Origin of the sequence: Mesorhizobium sp. LSJC285A00 (assembly GCF_000503155.1) — a bacterium.
Taxonomy (GTDB): domain Bacteria; phylum Pseudomonadota; class Alphaproteobacteria; order Rhizobiales; family Rhizobiaceae; genus Mesorhizobium.
This window is the reverse complement of record NZ_AYVK01000038.1, coordinates 40,706-61,506: the sequence shown is the minus strand read 5'-3', so window position 1 is coordinate 61,506 and position 20,801 is coordinate 40,706. Positions and strand designations below refer to the sequence as shown.

Sequence of the window (20,801 nt, the reverse complement as noted above, 5' to 3'; positions counted from 1 at the left end):
TGGCGGCCGGCGAAGGTCCGGCCGCGCCGCCTCCGCCGGCCGGCGCCGACATCGCCGATATTGTGGCCTTCTGGGGCGACGTGCAGAAAAGCCAAAAGCCCTCCGCCGACGATATTCGGCTCGTCGTCACCCTGTCGACCCCGATGACCGACAGCACTATTCGCGCTGAGGTCAGCCGAGCGCTCAACCTCGATGTCGAGGTCGGGCCGCTGTTCGATGCCGATCCTCAGCTCGACCGTTTCCGTCTCATCACCATCCCAGGCGTGGTCGCCACTGATCGCTCGGACCTGTTCGACGTCGCTCGCCACCTCAACCATCTGCTCGGCAGCGAAACGGTGGAGCCGGACCTGTCGACTAACTATTTCGCCGTCGGCGCGGCGCCGCCGGCGGACGGCACCGCCGAGAGCGCGAATTTTGCCTTCTGGTGTTGGGTGGACGAGAAGGACGACGCTCCGCTGGACCCGGACTGGGCAATCAACAAGACCAATGTTCGCCAGGCCTGGGCATTCTCGCAGGCGCAGGGGCGCCCGCGCGGCGGCAAGGGCATCCTCGTGTTCCAGCCGGACACCGGTGTGGTGCCAACCCACACGGAAATGCCCACGAAAGTCGACAAGGACAAGCGCTCGGCCAATTTCATCGAGCCCGGCAAACCGCCCGTCGATCCGATGAAGGGCTCTGGCAACATTGGCCACGGCACCTCGACTGGCAGCGTGGTTGCCAGTCCCGAGGCTGGCGCGATGAGCGGCAGCGCGCCGGAGGCCACCCTGATACCGATCCGCGCCATCACCTCCGTCGTCGTTATCGACCAGAGCCGCGTGGCCCAGGCGATCAACCATGCCAGGCTGCAGGGCGCGCATGTGATCACCATGAGCCTGGGCGGGCTTTTTGGTTCGGCATTGCAAGCCGCGGTCCGTAAGGCGGTGGACGCCAACATCATCGTCCTCGCAGCAGCCGGCAACTGCGTCGGGACGGTCGTCTGGCCGGCGCGCTATGACGAGGTCGTGGCGGTTGGCGGCATCAATGAGAAGATGCTGCCCTGGAAAGGCTCGAGCCACGGCCAGGCCGTGGATATCTCCGGCCCAGCAGAACTTGTGCTGCGCGCTGACGCGCGCGATCCGACCAATGCCGGCAAGGTGGGCGGCGGCGAGGGAACATCGTACGCGGTCGCTCACCTGGCTGGCGTCGCCGCGTGCTGGCTTGCCCACCATGGGCGCAACCAGCTTGTTCAGAACCTCAGGCCCGGAACGAAGTTGCAGTCTGTGTTCAAGGCGACAGTGCAACGAAGCGCCCACGTACCACCCGGCTTCGACACGGACGAGTATGGGGCAGGGATCGTCAACGCCGAAGCGCTGCTGCGCCGCGCGCCCGACTTCGCGGGGGCACCCGAAGCGGCCGGTGCTCGCTCGACGACGGATCAGGTGCGGGATCTGCTGGCGGAGACCGGAGCCTTCAGCCAGCTCGAGGCGGTGGCCCCGCTGTTTAGCGACAATCAGGGCTTGCTGGAGCTTGCCTGCATGGGGCTCGACCGTGCCCGCATGGCGCGTGCCCGCGAGGGCAGTCTGGAAGCCATGCCACCGGCGCGGATCTCCAGGGGCTTGCGGACACAATTGGGGCCGTCTCTGACACGCACCACCGCCACGGGAGGGCGGCCATGAGCGATATCGACACGCTGCGGCTTGAGCATACAGCGAGCCGCGTACACAAGATCCTTGGGCGCGCCCCGGGCCAGCTTGAGGCAGGCGGTGTGGCGAAACCGATGGGTAGTCTCGAAAGCACTGGCGCGGAGTCGGGTGGCGCGTCCAGCGGCGGTCCCGCTGACCGCGACGTCCTAGCCATCGCCAGGCGACTGATGGCCTCGCGTGTCCAGGAAGGCCGACCTATCGGCCCCGCGGAGGCGGAAGGGATCGCCCGTACCATCGTCGCCAGCGCCAACCGGGCGCTTCTGAAACTCGACGTAGCGTCCAACGGAGCACTCAACCAAGCCGAGGCGATCGCTCTGGAGGCGGTGGTCCATGTGCGCGGCCGCCCTGCGGTCAGGGTGCTGTCGGAGGGGTTGGAGGACATTGGCGTCTACCCGGAGGCCGGTCTGTGGAAACTGCTCGCCGATGAGCACTTCAAGAACCTTTGGACGGTCACGTCGGCAACCGCTGCAGTGCGGGTCACCGACCGGCTCATTGCCAACCGGCCTCCCTGGGTCCAGGGAACGGCATTCCTGATCGGCCCTGATCTGGCACTGACCAACCGCCACGTCCTGTTCCCGCCTGACGGTGGCGTACGCATCGCGCGGCGTTTCCCTGGCACGAACAAGGCCCGCATGAAGGGTGACTACGAGGTGCTGCTCGACTTCGCCTTCGACAACGGTGCGGCAAGGCAGATCCTCTACCGGATAATGGACGTGCCGTTTGTGGCCTCCGATTCCGATCCTGTCGACGCCGCGCTGCTGCGCGTCGAATGTGTGCATGGCGCCGGCCCGTCTCCCCTTGCCGTATCACGCGCCGATGTGTTCGACATCGACCGACTATATATCGTCGGCCACCCCGGCTATCTGGAGAGCGTGCCCGACGACATCATGGCGGTATTCGGCCGCCCGGACGAGCGTAAGCGCGTGAGTTTCGGCGAGTTGATGGACCCGGTAGCCCCGGAACAGACGCACATCGTCCACGACGCCTCCACGGTCGGCGGCTATTCGGGGGCCGCCGTCGTCGGCTTTGCCGCGCCGGACGTCCGCGCGCTGCACTACTGGGGAGACTCCAAGTCCGGCAACCGCGCCATCCCGGCGGATGACATCGTGAACCACCCCGAACTGGGCAATCTGCTGCCGCGGCCATGAAAAGCCAGCGTCTTGCCCCGAGACTGCGAACATGAAGCTGACGCCAGCAGAACTGGACGTCTTTGCCACTGCGTGCGCGCGTGACGTCGCGCCGAGCCGTCTTGAACGGGAAGTGCGCGCCTTCGAGATTGTTCCCGACTACGAGGCGTTCGTGAAGGAGAAGTCCGCCGGGCAGGCTGACCCCGTGCTTGCCCTGTTTCGGGCGCTCCTTCATGAATTCAACGAAAGGGGACTTGCGTGCGATCTCGCCGAGAGGCTCTTCTTCGAAATCTCATGGTCGGGGGATCACCAGGAAAGGATAGCGGCATTGGCGCGATCGGTTCGAATGCCGGCCGCGCCGCCAAACGCCCTCCAGGCGCTGCTGAAAAAGCGCAGCCATTTCATCACCGACCGAGGACTTTCAGAGCTGTTTACCAAGGTCCGCCCACGGGTGGCCATTGTGGTGGGAACATTCCTCAACGCCCAAGGTCAAGCTGTCTCGACAAGCGGGACCGCCTTTCTCGTGGGTCCCGACCTGATCTTGACGGCTCTACACACCTTCGACCCACTGCTTTCATCAGGTCGGTCCGCCCAGGTGCCTCAATCGTTTAAGGTCGTTTTCGACTATTGGGCGGGTGATCCGATTCAGGGCACGGCCGACCTCGCCAATCTCCATGGCGTGCGCGTGGTTGGATTGCACCCAACCAACTGGTTGGTTGCACAAAGCTCGCCCGTTCCATGGGCGGGCACCGTGGCGGCGCTGAACGACGAAGAGCTCGCGCAGCTGGCAACCGATCTTGATTTCGGGCTTATCAGGCTGGACGAAGCTGTTGGAAACCTTCCCGTCAGCGGCGGCTTCAGGGCGCGACGTGGCTGGTTCGCCGTGGACATGCCTGCGCCGCCGGCCTACGCAGTCGAGAGCCAGGTCGTCATGCCGCAGCATCCGCAAGGCATGTCAATGCAGCACGCATTCGGCAGGATACTCGGCAACTGGGATCCCAACACCCGTGTGATCTACGAGTTGGAAACTGACGAGGGCTCTTCTGGCGCCCCCTGTCTCAACAGCCGGATGGAACTGATCGGCATCCACAGCGCTGCATACAGGCCTGCAGGGGTACTCAAGGGAAATCTGGCCGTCCGCATCGATGCAATCCATCCGAAAGTCCTCACACATCTTCCGATCAACTCCGTGCAGCGAGCGGCAAAATCGATCTGGCGCGTGACACGGCCCGGAAGTGCCTTGGTCCCGGTGCTGGGCAGGGATAAGCTTCAGACGTGGCTCGACAACGCGACAAGTCCATCGCCCCAGACAAGGAGCCGCAGCAACAGGGTTTATGTCGCCGATGCGCCACAGAAGGGTGCCGGAAAGTCGTTCACGGCGGACATCGTGAGGACCTTTCTGGCGGCCGATGGAACGCAGAATATTATCGTGTTGGGCGGCGACACCGAGCTCATTCCCGAAACTCTGGAGGACTTCGTGCTCGCGCTCGCAGCCGGATTCGGGATGTCGAAGGAAGACCTTGGCGCCTTCCCACCAAGGCCCAGCGTTGACTTGCCAAAAGACGCCAAGGACGGGGACAAGGTCGATCGCTGGGAATCCCAGGAGATGCCGGAGTGGTTTTCCAAGCGGCTCGCCGCGCACCGCACGACCACGGTCAACACGACCGAAGTCTTGAAACGAATTGTTCAGGACAACATCGCGCTCGGGCGTCCCAACACACAAGAGGATCTCGCCATCGCAAACGCGAATCCGCCGGTGATGGTGTCGTCCGTGAAATGGGCGAAAACTTGGATACTGTTGGACGACCTCGACCAGCGTCCGCTGTCATCTCAGGTCCGCAAGTTCACAGCCGGCCTTATCGGCGCCGACATTGATGAGGGTGCGGTGACGGACGTGCGCGCCGAGCTGCAGTGGTTATTCCTAGGAGCCGTTCCAGAGTTCCTGACCTCGCAAGACATGTCCGTCGAGACGTTTTCTCCGGCCGACGTGCAAGTCCAGCATATCTCGGCCACATTTCAGGCAGCTTTTGACGAGGCCGGCATCCTGCAGGATCCGCTCGCCCTTGCATCGGGCGTACTGCTGCTGGTGCCCGGCGTTCTGCAGGGCGAACACGCAAAGGGCAATCTTGACCACACGCCGTTGAGCGTTTGTCAGCAGATTCTGGCAAATCTCATTGCCGGCGCCTACCAGAGCAGCGGGCACAAGCTATGAAAAGCCTCTCCGCCGACTATCTGACCAATCTCCTCGCAAGGTCGGACATTCGCGACCAGTTGGAGAAAGCGGTCGGAAAGACTGCTCTGGAGACGATCGTTCGGTTCGACGCGGCGTGGACGGGCCCCAACCTACCATCGTTCGAGCCGGCACGACCAGGCTCGGACGTGTCGGAGTTCGGAGCGCAGAAAGGCGGTCCCGACTTGCCGGCGCTTGAGGCAGCGGGCCTGTCCACGCCTGCCGATGCCGCGACACCCCCGCTTGATATTTCTGGGGCGTTGCTGCGCGCGGCCATCAGCTACAATTACCACCTCGACGCACTAAACCCTGACGTCAGGACGCGAGCATGGCTGCTTCGCCAGTCGGTTCTTGTTTGTGCTTCGGGCGCCAAACACCTGCGTCTTTTGAATGCCGAGCGACAGCGATTGCTGAATTCGGTCGACGCGACACTCGCGCTGCCTAGCTTGCTTGGTGAGTACGAGGCCGACGACCGCGCCATGCTGTCGACCCCGAACGCCGAGCTCGAGAAACTCGCCGACACGTATCTGCGCGAATTCCTCCGCGGACGCAGCGTCTCGGATGCGCTCTTGGCCAATCACCGCCGTGCGATCACGGCCGCCCGCGAAGAACTCGAGGGCGTCATGAACATCTCGCCCTCCGTCCCCTCGCTGGCGGAATGCCGGCGACGTGCCGGCCTGGCGGAAATCCTGATCCCGCTCGGCATTCTGATCGGAGTAGATCCGGCCAAGGCGCCAAAGAGCGTGGGAGACCGGTTCGTCGGGCGGGCCGAGGAACTGCTCATTTTGCGCAGCGTTGTCGATGAGCTGGCTTCGCACTCCGTCCTGGAATCGGCCAGCCGCGGCTTTCATCGCGTAATCCGCAGCAAGCCGAGGCTGCTTTCTCTTGTCGCGCGCGGCGGCCTAGGCAAGACGGCGCTGGTGGCGAAGTTCCTCTACGATCATGCGACGCTTTCCCGGCAGCAATTTCCGTTCGCGTATCTCGACTTCGACCGCTCGGATGTCCAGCCTCGCGGCCCCGGCTTGATGCTGCTGGAAATCTGCCGTCAACTGTCCTTCCAGTATCCGAACGCTGAGCAGGCTCTCCATCAATTGAGCGAACAAATGCGGCAGTCGCTCATGGGCCGGGCGACCGGCGACCTCAGGCAATGGTGCAAGACGTTTCGCAGCATCATCAGAACTGCGCTCAGGTTGAATGGCGCCGCGACGTTCCTGCTGGTGCTCGACACGCTGGAGATAGTGGAGTCCGACCTGGCAGCGACGGAGGGCGTCGTCATCTTGCTGCGTACCCTGGGCGCCGATTCCGAGGATCCATTTCTCGAATTCTGCGTTGTTGCCGCGGGAAGGTCTGGTGTCGACCAGCTTTCGGTCGGCGATGCGTTTGAGGTCACCCCGCTGAAGCTACAACCGCTCTCAGTAGACGACGCGCGGGGCATGGTCGAGCAGTTGGGCAAAGACCTGCTCCCCAATGAATGGGTTGAAAGCTGGTCGCGGCGGATTGCGGGGCGCAAGAAGGACCCCGACAGCCGTCGGGAGCCGCTCAGCCTGCGAGTAGCGGTCGAGATGGTGCGCGACACGAAGCCCGACATGCGAGCGACCGTCGTCGACGACATCGTCCGGCTGGGCGAAAGCGCCGACGACAAGTTCGTCGCCGCACTCTATGAGCGGCGCATCCTGGACCATGTCCGCGACGAACGCGCCCGCAAGCTTGCATGGCCCGGGCTGGTTGCGCGCAACGTCACGCGCCACATGGCGCGGGAGGTGCTGGCGCCGGTCTGCGGACTTGATGCGTCGGAAGCTGAGGTGGCTTTTGATCTCTTGTCCCGGGAGACATGGCTCGTCGAAGGACAGCCCGGCGGTGACAGCATTCGTCACCGCAGGGAACTCAGGGCGCGCACGCTCCCGCTGATGCGCCGCCGCGATCCGGAGAGGTTCAACCGGGTAGTCGAGGCGCTGATTGTTTACTACGCCGACCGGGACCCCGTCGAGCACGTATACTATGTCCTGCTGCGGGGCGACAAAGAGGAAATCTACTCGGATCGGAGCCTTCACGGTTACCTCCCCGAGTTCGTGGTCGACATCCAGGATTTCGAAACCGGTTCTCCAGCCTGGAATCTGATTCAAGCGAAGTTTGGCAAACGATCACTCGAATTCGACCATATGAGTCAGCTCCCGGATGATCTCTTGTGGGAGCATCTCGGTCGCACCGGCAGCGGTCTGCGCGGCATAAACGACCGCAGGATCGAGCCGCGTGTACAGCTTCTGGCCGAGCGCGACAGGCCGGCCTCGTCCGACGATGTTGGACAGCAGAGTGCTTGGCAGGCAATCCAGATCAAATGCGGATTCTGGTCGCGCCTCGACCCGGCCGCTCTGGTGATCCCCTCGGCCCAGTTCGATCTCACCCAATTCGCATTCTACGTAGCCCAGCTCTCGCTTGCCGGCGAACGCCCGCCAGCGTATTGGACCCAACGCTATCCTGCGTTGATCGATTCGCTGTACAGCAGCCGCGGCAACGACAACTGGCATGCGCTGACGCAGTCGTTGATCACCGCAGGACTCTACGACCCCACGCTTTTCGCCCACATCGAATGGCGCCTCGGCGATTCGCTCGCCGGCGCTTCCGGCCAGGGCCGTATGCGGGAATGCTCGCTACGATTCCTGCTGCAGGTCGGTTTCGAAACCCAAGGCACTGCACTGACGATCTGGGCAAAGGCGGAAAAGGATCGCATACTGGGCGGAATCTCATTTGCCGAATATGCCATTCTCGTCCACTGGGCGGGCGGCAGCGGTTCGCGCGGACGCGGAGCCTCCGACAAATTCCGCGCTCTTGCAACCGAGCATAGAGACGCTATCGAGCGCGGCTCGATGGCGGAGGTTCCAAGGCAGATACTCAAGGAGCGCGACGTCATCGCTGAGGCGACAACCCTTTTGAGCGCGATCGCGACCTGGGGTGACCGCAGCCGAATTCAGCGTTTCGCGCGACAGTACTGTTCCGTCAGGCAGCCTGAGTGGATCGTGCCGTTCGCCTATTTGCTCAACGCCTGCTTGCCCCAAACTTGGCAACAGGTGGTAGGGCAGGAGGTTTCATCAGATCGATACGACCCCGGGCGCCAGGGGTTCTTCGGCCAGATCACGTCGACGCTACGGCGCTCACGGATACCTGCGGACCTGATCGAATACTTGATGCTTGCTGATCGTGCGGGCGACTTTGATACTGTAGTTCGGCGCCTGTGCGAGTTGATCGATGCCAATCGAAATGTTGACATCCAGAGTTTGGACAAGATCCGACGGCAGGCACGCACGAAAATGGTAAATGTCGAGATGGTCGTTCCCGGGCATACTCGCAACGGGTGACAATGGCCAGATGCCCGAACAAATGTGGCGTTCGCGGTCTCAAGAACCGGCTGCGCATGATCCCGCCTCCGTCCATCGGCCCGGGCCGGCTCGGGCGCTTCCTGTGCCGACCAGGCGTTCCACCGGCGTTACGCTGTCAGCCCGAGAAGCGCCTGCGTTTCAGGGATGACATCTACACTTCTACGCAAGCGCCTGGGACAGGTCGTCGTGTTCGAACGCCGACGCCATGCGGTTGACTTCGGCCTTGCCGATGCCGGCTTCAGCAGCGACGCCGCGCCAGTTCTCGACGGCTTCACCTCGCCAAGCGGCTGATGAGCCAGACCTTCGCGATTTTCGAGATCTTCGCCATTGCCGGCGTGCTCTACCTCGTGATCAATCTGCTGCTGATCGCGATCATCCGCGCCATAGAGCGCTCTCTCATGCGCCACGAGACCTCCTCTGGCCGAGATCTGGCGGCGGCGCAACCAAATCGATCGACCGTGGGTTCGTGGCGCCCCTGCTAAGATAGAGCGATCCGAAGACAAACTTGTCCGCTCAAGCACACACTCGAACTGAATTTCGCTGTCGGGGACGTCCGCTTTCAGGCGGCGGCTACGAGGCCCTGGACGGCCGAGACGGGGGCGCAAAGCAGTGGTTGGCGAAGTAAAAAGATCGAGAACTGTTCCTGTCGCCATCACGCCACCGCCAGTGCCGGCCGATTGCCCCAATTGGAACGGGCCCTGTATTCGGCCGTACGCTGCTCAGACTTGAATTACTCGTCCGGCTTCTGCAGAACGGGCGACGAGGCATTGGTGGTTTCTTTAAATTTCCGGTGACGCGAAACGACTTCGTCGCACGACAGTGGCTTTTCATCGAACATACGGCGGCATGCCACGGTAGTCGGAGCGCAGGTCCGCAGTCGCATTTCGGACGGCAAGAGGGCAACCTTATCCACCAAGGGCACCACTTGCGTTGTTGGCGATGGCGACGAGCGTCGGCCGCATCCATGCAGGTGCCCGAGTGGCGCCAGCGACAAGTGCTTTCTTGTCGCTCACCGATAGCTGGCGCGCGGCCACCTGGGCAACGTCGTGCGCAAGCATTGGATCCAGGTGACGCAGAGCGTGCACGACGGTGCCAGCGGCGCTGCCCGGGGCGATCAGATGCTTCGGGGAGGCGTGACGCAGATCCACAACAACGCGACGAGAAGGCCATCGGCCAGGTAAGTGCTCCTGGCCGGAACTTGCGTCAGAGGCCAAGCACGCTCGCAGCGCGAGCGCCCGCGATCTGCACCCGCGAGCCGATCTCGCGAGCGAGGGCCTGGGCGACGTTGTCAGGAGAGGGCGAGAGCGGGCCCAACCCAGGCGCGTTATTCCAAACGAGCAGGGACAACTTGCGGGGGTATTGCCGACTTCGACGTTGGATATTGGGGCGTGGGTCCATTTTGCATGTTGCCAACTGAATCACTGAGTGCCCGAGTTGCACGCGGCCAGTGGAATGAGCAAGCGGCGGCGGGTTTATGAATAGGTGGGGGCCGGTATTTTGCCAATGCTCAAATCGATTATACTTGTGAAGAGCAGTTTCGGCCGTTTACTTGCCGCACAAGTCCCCATAAAAGGAGACAGCATCGATTCGATGTTATCCCTTGTCTTTCGCGTACTCGCGGTCCGTGGCGCCGAGTGGACGATTGAGGACCGCCAGCCCGCTCACTAGCAGGTCTGCACTGGCGGCTTGGGGCCCGTTGGTAAGCCACAGGAGTAGGACAATGTCGAAGGATTCGGGCAAGGGCGAAAATCACGGCGGCGGCCCCGGGAAGATCGAGATCACGGTGGTGGTGAACGGCCAGCCCACACAGGTCGAAGCCAATCCCAACCAGCCGCTTCACGTCGTCCGCACCAAAGCGCTTGAAAATACGCAGAACGTCGCCCAACCGGCCGAGAATTGGGAATTCAAGGACGAGGCCGGCACCTTGCTCGACGTCGACAAAAAAGTTGGCGATTTCGGTTTCGCGACCACTGTGACCCTGTTCCTCAGCCTGAAGGCGGGCGTCGCAGGTGCCTGAACTCCAAACTGTGGACCCGGAGGTGTCCCGAGCGAAGTTCGGTCGGCAGATCGGCTGGTTCCAAACACAAGCAGGTATTTACCGGGCTCAGGGTTGTTTCCTAATCGAGGCGAGCTTCCCGACGGCCTTCTTCATCTTCGTACCGCCGAAGATAAAGCCACAGATCATCGGTGCAGCTGTCGAGATCGACTTCTCCAATTACGACCTCCGACCTCCGTCGGTGGTCTTCGTAGACCCCTTTATACGCCGGCCGATTGCCCGGAAGGATTTGCTGCTCAGGATGCTGAGACGACCGCATCTACCCGGAACCCCACCGGATATGATTTTGGTCCTCATGCAGCAGAACGCTCTGTCGCTGTCGGACTTCATCCAGGCCAACAGTGCGGAACACACGCCATTCCTGTGCATGTCAGGCGTCCGGGAATACCACGACAATCCAGCCCATTCAGGTGATTCATGGCTTCTCCACCGGGGTTCTGGCGAAGGCTGTTTGGCCTTCATCCTGGACAAGATCATCAAGTACGGGACCGGTCCCGTGGAGCAGCTTCAGTATCAGTTCCAAATCTCAGTGGGAGCCATGATAGCACCCCTACCCGCCATTCCAGAATGACCGAGCTCAAGGATGTCGGGACAGTCGCTCTTCCCCGAGACTGTCTTTCAAGTGTCCAGGCGCACCTGCGCTCAGTTGGGCGACAGGGCCATGAGGGGATGGCGCTCTGGGTCGGCGTTCAGCAGGACCAGCACTTTGGCGTAACAGAGACCGTTATACCGGCACAGCGTCACATTCGGACGGGCGACGGCGTTTGCGTGATAGTTCCGGCCGAAGAACTACACCGGCTCAATGTCTGGCTCTACAAGAGCAGCCTTAAACTCTTCGCCCAGATCCATAGCCATCCGGGCCGAGCCTACCATTCGACGACCGACGACGCCTACGCGGTCGCTACGACGGTTGGGTGTCTGTCGCTGGTGGTGCCCAATTTCGCCCGCGAGCCTTTCGATCTTGCTCGGGTCGCCGCCTATCGACTTGACGCGAAGGCGAACTGGAATGAGGTCCCATCCGCGGCACTCAGGCGGATGATCACGATAACGGGTTGAACGATGGCACTCGCTAACTTCATCGACCGCGCCGCCACGGCAGCTTCTCAGGTGCTGGCCGACTTTCATCTATGCGACTTCAAAGCAGCCCTCGAAAAGCAGGTCGTGGCTGTGGCCTTCGACAGCCAAGCCGCTTCGTGTGCCGAGGGCCAGGCGACGCTTGACCTTACGGTCAGGTTGCTTGCCAGACTTTATCCGGTTCTGGCCATACTCCCCCTGGACATGGCCGCGAGCTCTCAAGCCCAAGCGCTCGAGCGCTTGGCAAAGTCGATCAATCCAAAAATCAGCATCCGGCGTTCCGGCAAGTATGCGACGGTCTGTGTAGCTGCAGGCGCGGTGCACCCATCACTTCGGTGCCCAACGTTTTTCATGGGATCGCAGGGTTGGGCGGCAAAGCTGTCGCGTACGGACCCGGTGGGCTCTGGCTCGAGCTTGCTGCCCTATGGAGCCGGCGCCGCAAGCTGCTTTGCCGCCGCCAACGTCTTTCGAACCGTCTTTGCTTCCCAGTTGACCGGCGCCGAGCTGGACGAGAACATCGACCTCTCTTTATGCACCTACAACAAGAGCAACGCCGGCGATTCCAGCCCCTTAAATTTCCCTGTCGACCTTGGCGAAACGCACCTCGTTGGGCTCGGCGCGATAGGCCATGGCTCGCTCTGGGCGCTGGCGAGGCAATCCGGTCTGTCGGGGCGCCTGCATGTAGTTGATCACGAAGCTATCGAACTCTCAAACCTGCAGCGCTACGTGTTGGCAGGTCAGGCGGAGGTCGGCCTCTCTAAGGCGGCCCTAGCAACCCACGCCCTTCGGTCCACCGCCCTTGAAGTGGAGGCGCACCCTATGAAGTGGGCAGAATATGTTGCGCGCCGGGGCGATTGGGTATTCGACCGAGTGGGTGTGGCGCTTGACACCGCCGCCGACCGTCTAGCTGTCCAAGGTGCTCTGCCCCGATGGATCGCGAACGCCTGGACTCAGGAGCAAGATCTAGGCATCTCGCGGCATGGTTTCGATGACGGCCAGGCTTGCCTTTGCTGCATGTACATGCCGACCGGGAAATCCAAGGACGAACACCAACTGGTCGCGGAGGAACTCGGAATGCCGGAAGCACACGAGGAGGTAAAAACGCTCCTGCAGACCAATACCGGAGTCCCCAATGAGTTCGTAGCTCGGGTGGCTACGGCGATGGCTGTGCCGTTTGAGCCGCTCGCCGCGTTTGTTGGCCAGCCCCTCCGTTCCTTTTATCAGCAGGTTATCTGCGGCGGCCTGGTGTTCCAGCTTAGCGATGGAAGTCGTCTCCTTCGAACCGTGGTTCCGATGGCCTTTCAATCAGCGCTTGCCGGGATCATGCTTGCCGCAGACCTGGTCAAGCATAGTGCGGGTTTTCCGATGAGTCCGACGACCAGCACTCGCGTGAATCTACTGCGCCCCCTTGGTTCTCACCTCCATGATCCGAAAGCCAAAGATTCCAGCGGCCGCTGCATCTGCAGCGATGAGGATTTCGTTGCCGCCTACAGGCTGAAATACGGCTGTGCCGTTGAACAGCTGAGCAACTGGTCCGCCTGAGAAAGATCTGAAGTCTTCGTTACCGCGGACGGCGCGCTGTCAAGCGCTCACCGACGTTTTCGACCACGATCGAGTGCCTGGAGAGCGCGGGGCGGATACTATGACACGCTCGGCCCGCTGCTTGCCAATGTCAGGCCCAGAACCCACGACAGAGATCCTTGAGCGACGCCTCGTCGTTTAACTTTTTTGTACTGTTATCTACGTTCGACCATATTCGTCGTCGAAGCGAACGATATCATCCTCGGCGAGATAATCGCCGCTCTGCACTTCGATGATCACCAGGTCAATTCTGCCTGGGTTCTCGAGCCGATGCTTATGGCCGCAGGGGATGTAAGTAGATTCGTTTGTCCCCAGGAACAACTCCTGCTCGCCATTGACGATCTTGGCGGAGCCGCTGACCACGACCCAGTGCTCCGAACGATGATAGTGCATCTGCAGGCTCAACTGGCGACCGGGCTTCACCTCGATGCGTTTGATCTTGAAGCGCTCGCCTTCCTCCAGAACCGTATAGGAACCCCAGGGCCGGTGTACCGTGCTATGGACCAGATGAGCTTCATGTCCCGAAGCCTTGAGGCACTCGAAGAGCTTCTTAACGTCCTGAACGCGGTCGCGGGATGTGACAAGCAAAGCGTCCGGGGAATCCACGATCACCAGATCGCTTACGCCCACCGTGCCGATGACGCGCTTGTCGGAGCTCACATAGGTGCCGGTCGTGTCGACCATGTGCACATCGCCGTGTATCCTGTTCCCGCTTTCGTCGGGGGCGATCAAATCGGCCATTGCGTTCCAAGATCCGATGTCGCTCCAATCCATGTCGCAGGGAATCACGGCAAGTTTGTTAGTTTTCTCCATGACAGCGTGGTCGAGCGAGATCCGCGGCGCGGAACCGAAATGCTCAAGCGCGAGTTCGATTTTGGCAAAGCCTTGGCATTGACTGGCGCGGCCGTTCTCGTAGCTGTCGGCGACGGCCTGGAGCACCTCGGGACAATGCAAAACCATCTCGTCGAGCATGGTTTGCGCACTGAAGCAGAAGATGCCGGCGTTCCAGAAGAAGCGTTGAGACGCGACATAGGCTTTGGCTGTATCCAGATCCGGTTTTTCAACGAAACGGACGACGTTCTCACCATCTGCTTCGATGTAGCCGAATGCCGTGTCCGGTCTGGTTGGGGTGATGCCCAATGTGGCGATCCGCCCGAGCTTCGCATGTTCCATGGCCAGGCCCATGACGTCTAGAAACGCAGGCAGGTTGCTAATCAGGTGATCGGCCGGGAAAACGCACAGGATCGCGTCAGGGCCTTGCGTTACCCTCGCATGGATCGCGGCTGCAGCCACGGCGGCGGCCGTATCCCGAGCTTCGGGCTCGAGCAGAAAGGTGCGTGGCAGGACCACGGAATCCAGTTCGTCAAATTCGTCCTTGGTCAGGAAGAGGTGTTCCCCGGATGTCACAGCGACGAGTTCCACGACACCTTCTATCGAAGCGGCGCGCAGCACAGTGTGCTGAATGAGAGAATATCCATCCGCTACTTTGAGGAAAGGTTTGGGGTGCGATTGCCTTGAGGCGGGCCATAGCCGCGATCCGGCTCCGCCGCTGATGATCACGGGAATCACTTTCATAACTAACCTCGATTTCGTCTCTGGAGTGATCGCCCGCGTTCTTTCGAGCGTCAGCGTCACGATCGCCGTCGCTCTGGCTTGTCTGCGGCCCCCCGCGTAACAGCGAAGTTCTGGCGCGTTGCGGGCGGCGCCAGATGACGACCCTATCGGTAATGTACGACGCCTCCACTGGCGTCGATGAGAAATGCGCATTCAACTAAGCCTGTTGGTTGCCTCTGCCGAATTGCGCAGGTCGCGGGTCTTAACTGAGATCAGAGACTTGGCTGTCTTCTATCAAAGTCAAACGACTTGGCTCCTTCAGATCGAATTCAATTACCCGTGGTGCGAATAGACGTGCATATCGTGTAAAGGCGCTCGTCGGGGGAAACCGAATTACGGTATCGCAGCGCCCGAGAAGATACATCTCAACGAGGGCGGAAATTCCGCCGTCAATCCCGAGTGCTGCAGTGTGTAAGGGGCCACCTTGATTGGATCCGAAGTGCTTCGGGACAGTGAGCAGATCGGGAAACCTGGCCGACAGAAGATCCAGTATCCGCGCGCTGTCCGTGCATAAGAACAGCCGCACAGGCCTAGGGTGCGGTAACGCCTTAGCCTTCTCAATTGCAGCGCACACTTGCCGAACGGCGAGCTCCGGATCGGCCCAGTAGGGCGCATGCTCCATGATGTCTTCACCGTTGCCGTGCCGAACATGAATCCCGATGATGCTGTGCCCCTCAAAACATTCCTGATAAATGGCATCTATGCGGGCTTGAATTTCTGGCCGAGGCTTGACACTCTGGAACACCTGCCGCTCTGCTTCCTCATCGCACCGCCACATCAGACAAGCGTCACACACTACTGTGTTCGCTTCGACATCGTGTTCGGCCTGAAAGAGCTCGCCCAACTCATCGCGCTCTTGGAAAATCTGCTCATCTGGCCGGTAAAGGCACTCGATCGCCGGCCTGTTCCACCACTCTGGGAAGAATGGACCAGGGAAGGAAACGTCGTTGATCCGGTCGTCGGAAATAGCCGGCACCCCAGCGATGTCATTGATCGGCTGGAAGAACACCGGAAACGCATTTGTGAAGGGTTGGTCGAGGTAGCAGGCCCCCCGCCAGTCGATGGCTAGAGTTCGTCCCGACCGCTGCGCGTAGCGCCAAGCGGCCGCCAACGACCACAGACAATCACCGAACCCCGTACGCCTCCGAGAGACGACGAACCGGCGCTTTTCCAATCCACTAACATGCATTTTCGGAAATCTCGTTTCGGAGAGGAGGTTGCATCCGGTTTGGAATCCTTAGTCGACACTAGTAGACCCTGACGCCGGGCCCTTGGCAGAGGCCGGGCCACAGGGCAGAAGAGCTCACTCAGCACTGCCCACTAATCCCGTGACGCTCGCAAAGCTTGAAGCCGATGCCCTCGCTTAGGGTTGCCCTCGCTTCCGGTTCAGCCTTCTCTACTGGGCCTCCGCCGCATATGTAAAATCTATTGAGTGGATGCCGGCCATCCATGTGTTGGATGCCATGATGAAGGGGCTCGGCTGACGCGGGCCCGGTCAATAGAGCCGAAACAGCCGGAAACGCTACGACACTGCCTGCCGAAGCAAATCATTCCGTCGACGCCGTACGCCAAGGGTGCAAGGCTGCATACAGCAACCGGTACCGGGCGAGATGAGGTCGATGGCTCGACGCGCCTGGAACCAGCTGATCGACAGAATCCGCAGTCGGCTCCCAAAGTTCTGCACGACCTGTGCCGGATGCTGTGGTGACGCTCGCGGCCACGAACTTTGTCCTCGCCCCGAACGGAAGCTCGCGCTACGACTCCGGGCCGGCGATGCGCCCCCGCTGCTCGCTCAGACCATCCATTCTGTGGATGCACTTTATCCAAACAATCGATTTCACGGATCCAAACAATTCCCATTAGAAGACGCTGAAGCAAGAAAGAAAGGCGTCCTCACTCGCTGATAGAAGAGCAAATCAGCTGCAAGGTGCTGGGAGTACATGTCGCTCAGGGCGTGAGCTGAGCGGCACTCAGACCGCATGTACGAGTCCGACAGGTTAGCGGCGCGACTCTATTTTTGCTCGTGACTCTAAGCAGAGCAGGTGTGCTCGGCTGGCGGACAGTCAATGACGATCTTCGCGCCGCATCTGTCGAAGTGCTCCATGGGGCACGGGGCGGGCCGCACATTGTGTCGGCGTGGCGAGCCGGAGCCGAAACTTTAAACTTTAATTGAGCAGGAATAGAATGGGTGATAGCAGGAAAGTTGCTCTTATTACGGGCATAACTGGACAGGATGGTGCCTATCTTGCCCGTCTTCTTCTCAAAAAAGACTACATCGTTCATGGGATTAAGCGACGTTCCTCTTCCTTCAACACCGGTCGTATCGAAGACCTCTACCAAGACCCGCACGAATCCGATCCGCGCTTAATCTTGCATTACGGTGATCTCACTGATTCGACTAACCTCATCCGCGTGGTTCAGGAATCTCAGCCAGACGAAATTTACAACTTGGCTGCTCAGAGCCATGTCCAGGTGTCGTTCGAAACACCTGAGTACACAGCAAACGCGGACGGTATCGGTACATTGCGACTTCTTGAGGCGATTCGCCTCCTCGGTCTGACGGACAAGACCCGCTTCTATCAAGCCTCGACGTCAGAGCTATACGGCCTCGTGCAGTCCGTACCGCAGAACGAAACGACGCCCTTTTATCCGCGCAGCCCTTACGCCGCCGCCAAGCTCTACGCCTACTGGATGGTCGTCAATTATCGTGAGGGCTATGGTATGCACGCTTCCAACGGCATTCTTTTTAATCACGAAAGCCCCCTCCGTGGCGAAACTTTTGTGACGCGCAAGATCACCCGCGCTGCCGCTGCTATTTACCTGGGCAAGCAGGACAAGCTTTATCTCGGCAATCTCGATGCTCAACGCGATTGGGGCCATGCGCGTGAGTACGTGCGAGGTATGTGGATGATGATGCAGCAGGATCAACCGGATGATTACGTGCTGGCTACGGGCAAAACGACTCCTGTCCGCCAATTCGTCGAGTGGGCTTTCGAAGATGTCGGCGTCGAGATCGAATGGCGGGGCAAGGGTGTCGACGAAAAGGGCTATGATCTAGCGAGCGGCAGATGCCTAGTCCAAGTGGACCCACGCTACTTCCGCCCCACGGAAGTCGATCTTCTCCTGGGTGACGCTACCAAGGCGAAGGAGAAGCTCGGCTGGGTGCATGAGATATCCGTGCGCGACCTTGCTGCGGAAATGGTCCGCGAAGACCTGAAGGTCATGCAGACATCTGTAGTCATGAAGGAAGCGTAATGTATGATCTGAACGGAAAAACCGTGTGGGTCGCTGGCCACAAAGGTATGGTGGGCAGCGCTGTTGTACGCCGACTCGCGTCTGAAGACTGCAAAGTTGTGGCCGCCCCTCGCGGAGAGCTAGATCTCAAGCGACAGACCGAGGTTGAAAACTTCGTGGCAGTGATGAAACCGGACGCTATCATTATGGCGGCGGCAAAGGTAGGTGGTATTCTCGCGAACGCCACCTATCCGGTCGACTTTCTTTACGACAATCTGATGATCGAGGCCAATATCTTCGCGGCAGCCCACGAAAACAATGTCGACCGCGTCCTCTTCCTCGGCTCGTCTTGCATCTATCCGAAGATGGCACCACAGCCCATTCCTGAAAGCGCGCTTTTGACCGGGCCACTAGAGCGCACCAACGAATGCTACGCCGTCGCCAAGATCACCGGCATCAAAATGGCTCAAGCCTATCGCCAGCAATATGGCCGCGACTACATCTCCGCTATGCCGACGAATCTCTACGGGCCAGGCGACAATTATGACTTGCAGTCAAGCCACGTCATCCCAGCGCTGATCCGGAAAGCGCATGAAGCTAAGCTCATAAGTGATAAGCGAATCACCATCTGGGGCACGGGCACACCACGTCGGGAATTCATGCACGTCGACGACTGCGCCGACGCATTAGTCTTCCTTCTGAAGAACTACTCTGACCATGATCACGTCAATCTCGGCTGCGGACAGGACATCACGATCCTAGAGCTGACCAGAATGATCTGCCGTGTAGTCGGATTTACTGGGGAGATCGCGCATGATCACTCTAGACCTGACGGTACACCGCGAAAGCTGATGAGCGTCGACAAGCTGCGCACTTTGGGATGGGCAGCAAAGATCACTCTCATGGAAGGCATCGAGAGTGTCTATCATGCATTTCTGAACGGGAGCTACACCGAACGGCGATAGATAAGAGGATTTGCTGTACGCGCTTTCGGGACCCAGAGCTAATGTAGACTGAGACAATCACTCGATGGCGATAGCGCTCATGTGAGCCAGCCGCGAGGAGCCCTGCCGGGCCCGGACCCCATCCGCTCCAACTCGTCGCCGTGAAGGTCACGGTGCGCTGCCCACGCCGACGCCGACTGCGTCAATCCTCACAAGGGTAACCCTCGATAACCGAGCGCGTCTACGGTAACCGAATGTACTTCTTGTTCTCGTCCGAGGGATCTGTCGATGGGCATTCCGGACGAGCCAAAGTTTGAGCATGTTACCCTCAAAACCCGGTTAGCAACGTCGGATTTGGTATGAAATTCGGAACAAGTGGATTACGGGGCCTGGCGACAGAATTGGCAGGAGCCGCCTCTGCCCTATATGCAACGGCATTCGCGACATTCCTGCTGGAATCCGGCCTGGCCAGAATTGACGACGAGATACTCATAGGGCGCGACTTTCGCGCCTCGAGTCCGGCCATCGCCGCCGTCTGTGCGGCGGCACTGTCTGCGCTCGGCTTCATCGTAGTCGATTGCGGCGCCGTCCCCACCCCTGCCCTGGCACTGTATGCTCAGGCGCGTAAGAGTGGTTGTTTGATGATCACAGGCTCGCACATTCCGGCCGACCGTAATGGAATAAAATTCTATCGACCCGACGGTGAGATCGACAAGGGTGATGAGCGGGAGATAACGCGCATCGCCTTGCAGTTGGAGAAGCGCGGATACGTCCTTGAAGGTGCTGTTGCACGTCGGCAGCACCGGGAGGCCGAATGCAAGGCCTTTTTCATGGCGCGCAATCGAAAGCTTATGGAGATTAATGCTCTAAAGGGCTTAACGGTGGGCGTATATCAGCACAGCACAGTCGCGCGCGATCTCTTGGTTGACATTCTCTCATATCACTGTGCGACGGTCGTAACCCTGGGACGTTCGGAAGGTTTCATTCCTGTCGACACTGAAGCGGTCTCGGACGAGACTGCTCAACAGTTCAAGCTCTGGGCCAAAGAGCATCGGCTTGATGCGGTCGTCTCGGCAGATGGCGATGGTGACCGCCCACTGGTAGCTGACGACCACGGAGACCCCCTTCGCGGTGATTTGTTAGGCCTGATTACGGCGAACTTCCTGCAAGCGAAGGCAGTCGTCACGCCGGTCACATCAAACTCTGGTATCGAGACCGCAGGTTCTTTTAAAGTCGTGCGTACCAAGGTTGGATCGCCATTTGTTATTGCTGCCATGCTCGATTTGGTTGCGTCGGGTCACGAGCGCGTGGTTGGTTTCGAAGCAAACGGTGGTTTGTTGACCGGCACGGACTTTGACCCGAACGGAACTAAACTGCCAGCGCTACCTACACGCGACAGTTTTCTCCCCATCCTTGCGGCACTTTCCCTTGTTAATACAAGTGGGCAGCCACTGTCGGAGATTGGCAGTTCCTTTCAATTGCCAGCGGCGGTTGCGGATCGCTTGGAAAATTTTTCCGTCGAAAGCAGCACTCGCCTCATGACATACCTTCGTACAGCGGAAACTAACATCGCCGCCTTCGTCGGGTCGATTGGAGTGGTAAGCAAGGTTAGCGATGTTGACGGGCTTCGTATCACTCTCGCGGATAAGCGTGTCTTGCATTTGCGTCCATCCGGAAATGCCCCGGAAATGCGGTGCTACGTCGAAGCCGAAAATCGGGAGGACGCGGAGCTTTTGCTCCGGACTGGATTGGATCGAATTCGTAATTGGACGCAAGGCTAAATAAAAGCCGCCTCCCTGCGTATTCCAGGTGACCCTGGGGGTCGCACGAGCTACTCTAGCGCGATCAGAACGTCCACAGTGTCCCTGGCAGCTGTCCGCTTTGA

14 protein-coding genes and 1 pseudogene are annotated in these 20,801 nt (G+C 60.1%); 12 read left to right on the top strand and 3 right to left on the bottom strand.

Annotated features, from left to right (window positions below; all coding sequences use genetic code 11):
• From X726_RS1000000168245 to X726_RS143840, 5 genes are all read left to right on the top strand, one after another.
• Positions 1-1,655 (top strand): S8 family serine peptidase (locus X726_RS1000000168245; protein ID WP_023672412.1); only part of this gene is annotated, 1,655 nt, incomplete at its 5' end.
• Complete coding sequence (locus X726_RS143825; RefSeq protein ID WP_023672411.1) at positions 1,652-2,830, top strand: serine protease; 1,179 nt, start codon at positions 1,652-1,654, stop codon at positions 2,828-2,830. The genes X726_RS1000000168245 and X726_RS143825, both read left to right, overlap by 4 nt.
• Before the next feature lie 31 nt (positions 2,831-2,861).
• Entirely contained in the window at positions 2,862-5,021 is a 2,160-nt protein-coding gene (locus X726_RS143830; RefSeq protein WP_023672410.1) for a serine protease, read from the top strand.
• Complete coding sequence (locus tag X726_RS143835; RefSeq protein WP_023672409.1) at positions 5,018-8,392, top strand: ATP-binding protein; 3,375 nt, start codon at positions 5,018-5,020, stop codon at positions 8,390-8,392. The genes X726_RS143830 and X726_RS143835 overlap by 4 nt, the downstream gene beginning before the upstream one ends.
• 311 nt (positions 8,393-8,703) lie before the next feature.
• Positions 8,704-8,895: a hypothetical protein gene (locus X726_RS143840; protein ID WP_023672407.1), complete on the top strand. Its 192-nt coding sequence runs from the start codon at positions 8,704-8,706 to the stop codon at positions 8,893-8,895.
• A 423-nt stretch (positions 8,896-9,318) separates the two neighbouring features.
• Here the strand turns inward: X726_RS143840 and X726_RS1000000171950 are convergent.
• A pseudogene (locus X726_RS1000000171950) lies at positions 9,319-9,733 on the bottom strand (DUF6088 family protein); the annotation flags it as partial.
• Between the two features lie 400 nt (positions 9,734-10,133).
• On the opposite strand from X726_RS1000000171950, the gene X726_RS143845 reads away from it, so the two are divergent.
• From X726_RS143845 to X726_RS143860, 4 genes are all read left to right on the top strand, one after another.
• Positions 10,134-10,430 (top strand): DUF2604 domain-containing protein, encoded by a 297-nt coding sequence (locus tag X726_RS143845; RefSeq protein ID WP_023672403.1) that lies wholly within the window; start codon positions 10,134-10,136, stop codon positions 10,428-10,430.
• On the top strand, positions 10,423-11,040 hold the full coding sequence (locus X726_RS143850) for a putative metal-binding protein (protein ID WP_023746214.1): 618 nt from the start codon (positions 10,423-10,425) through the stop codon (positions 11,038-11,040). The genes X726_RS143845 and X726_RS143850 overlap by 8 nt, the downstream gene beginning before the upstream one ends.
• Before the next feature lie 98 nt (positions 11,041-11,138).
• Positions 11,139-11,525 (top strand): hypothetical protein, encoded by a 387-nt coding sequence (locus X726_RS143855; protein WP_245261414.1) that lies wholly within the window; start codon positions 11,139-11,141, stop codon positions 11,523-11,525.
• A 3-nt stretch (positions 11,526-11,528) separates the two neighbouring features.
• A complete protein-coding gene (locus X726_RS143860; protein WP_023672400.1) occupies positions 11,529-13,085 on the top strand; it encodes an E2 ligase fold family C protein in 1,557 nt (518 codons plus the stop codon).
• Between the two features lie 198 nt (positions 13,086-13,283).
• Here X726_RS143860 and X726_RS143865 read toward each other — a convergent pair whose 3' ends face one another.
• Entirely contained in the window at positions 13,284-14,699 is a 1,416-nt protein-coding gene (locus X726_RS143865; protein WP_023746212.1) for a mannose-1-phosphate guanylyltransferase/mannose-6-phosphate isomerase, read from the bottom strand.
• Positions 14,700-14,940: 241 nt separating this feature from the next.
• Positions 14,941-15,927 (bottom strand): nodulation protein NodZ, encoded by a 987-nt coding sequence (locus tag X726_RS143870; RefSeq protein ID WP_023708037.1) that lies wholly within the window; start codon positions 15,925-15,927, stop codon positions 14,941-14,943.
• Positions 15,928-16,922: 995 nt separating this feature from the next.
• Between X726_RS143870 and gmd the strand changes: the two genes are divergently transcribed.
• From gmd to X726_RS143885, 3 genes are all read left to right on the top strand, one after another.
• Positions 16,923-17,993 carry a GDP-mannose 4,6-dehydratase gene (gmd, locus tag X726_RS143875; protein WP_023672397.1) on the top strand — a complete coding sequence of 357 codons (1,071 nt, stop codon included), beginning with the start codon at positions 16,923-16,925 and terminating at the stop codon, positions 17,991-17,993.
• Positions 17,993-18,937: a GDP-L-fucose synthase gene (locus tag X726_RS143880; RefSeq protein WP_023672396.1), complete on the top strand. Its 945-nt coding sequence runs from the start codon at positions 17,993-17,995 to the stop codon at positions 18,935-18,937. Before gmd ends, X726_RS143880 begins: the two co-directional genes overlap by 1 nt.
• Before the next feature lie 338 nt (positions 18,938-19,275).
• Positions 19,276-20,697, top strand: a complete 1,422-nt coding sequence (locus X726_RS143885; protein WP_023672395.1) for a phosphomannomutase — start codon at positions 19,276-19,278, stop codon at positions 20,695-20,697.
• Positions 20,698-20,801: the final 104 nt, after the last annotated feature.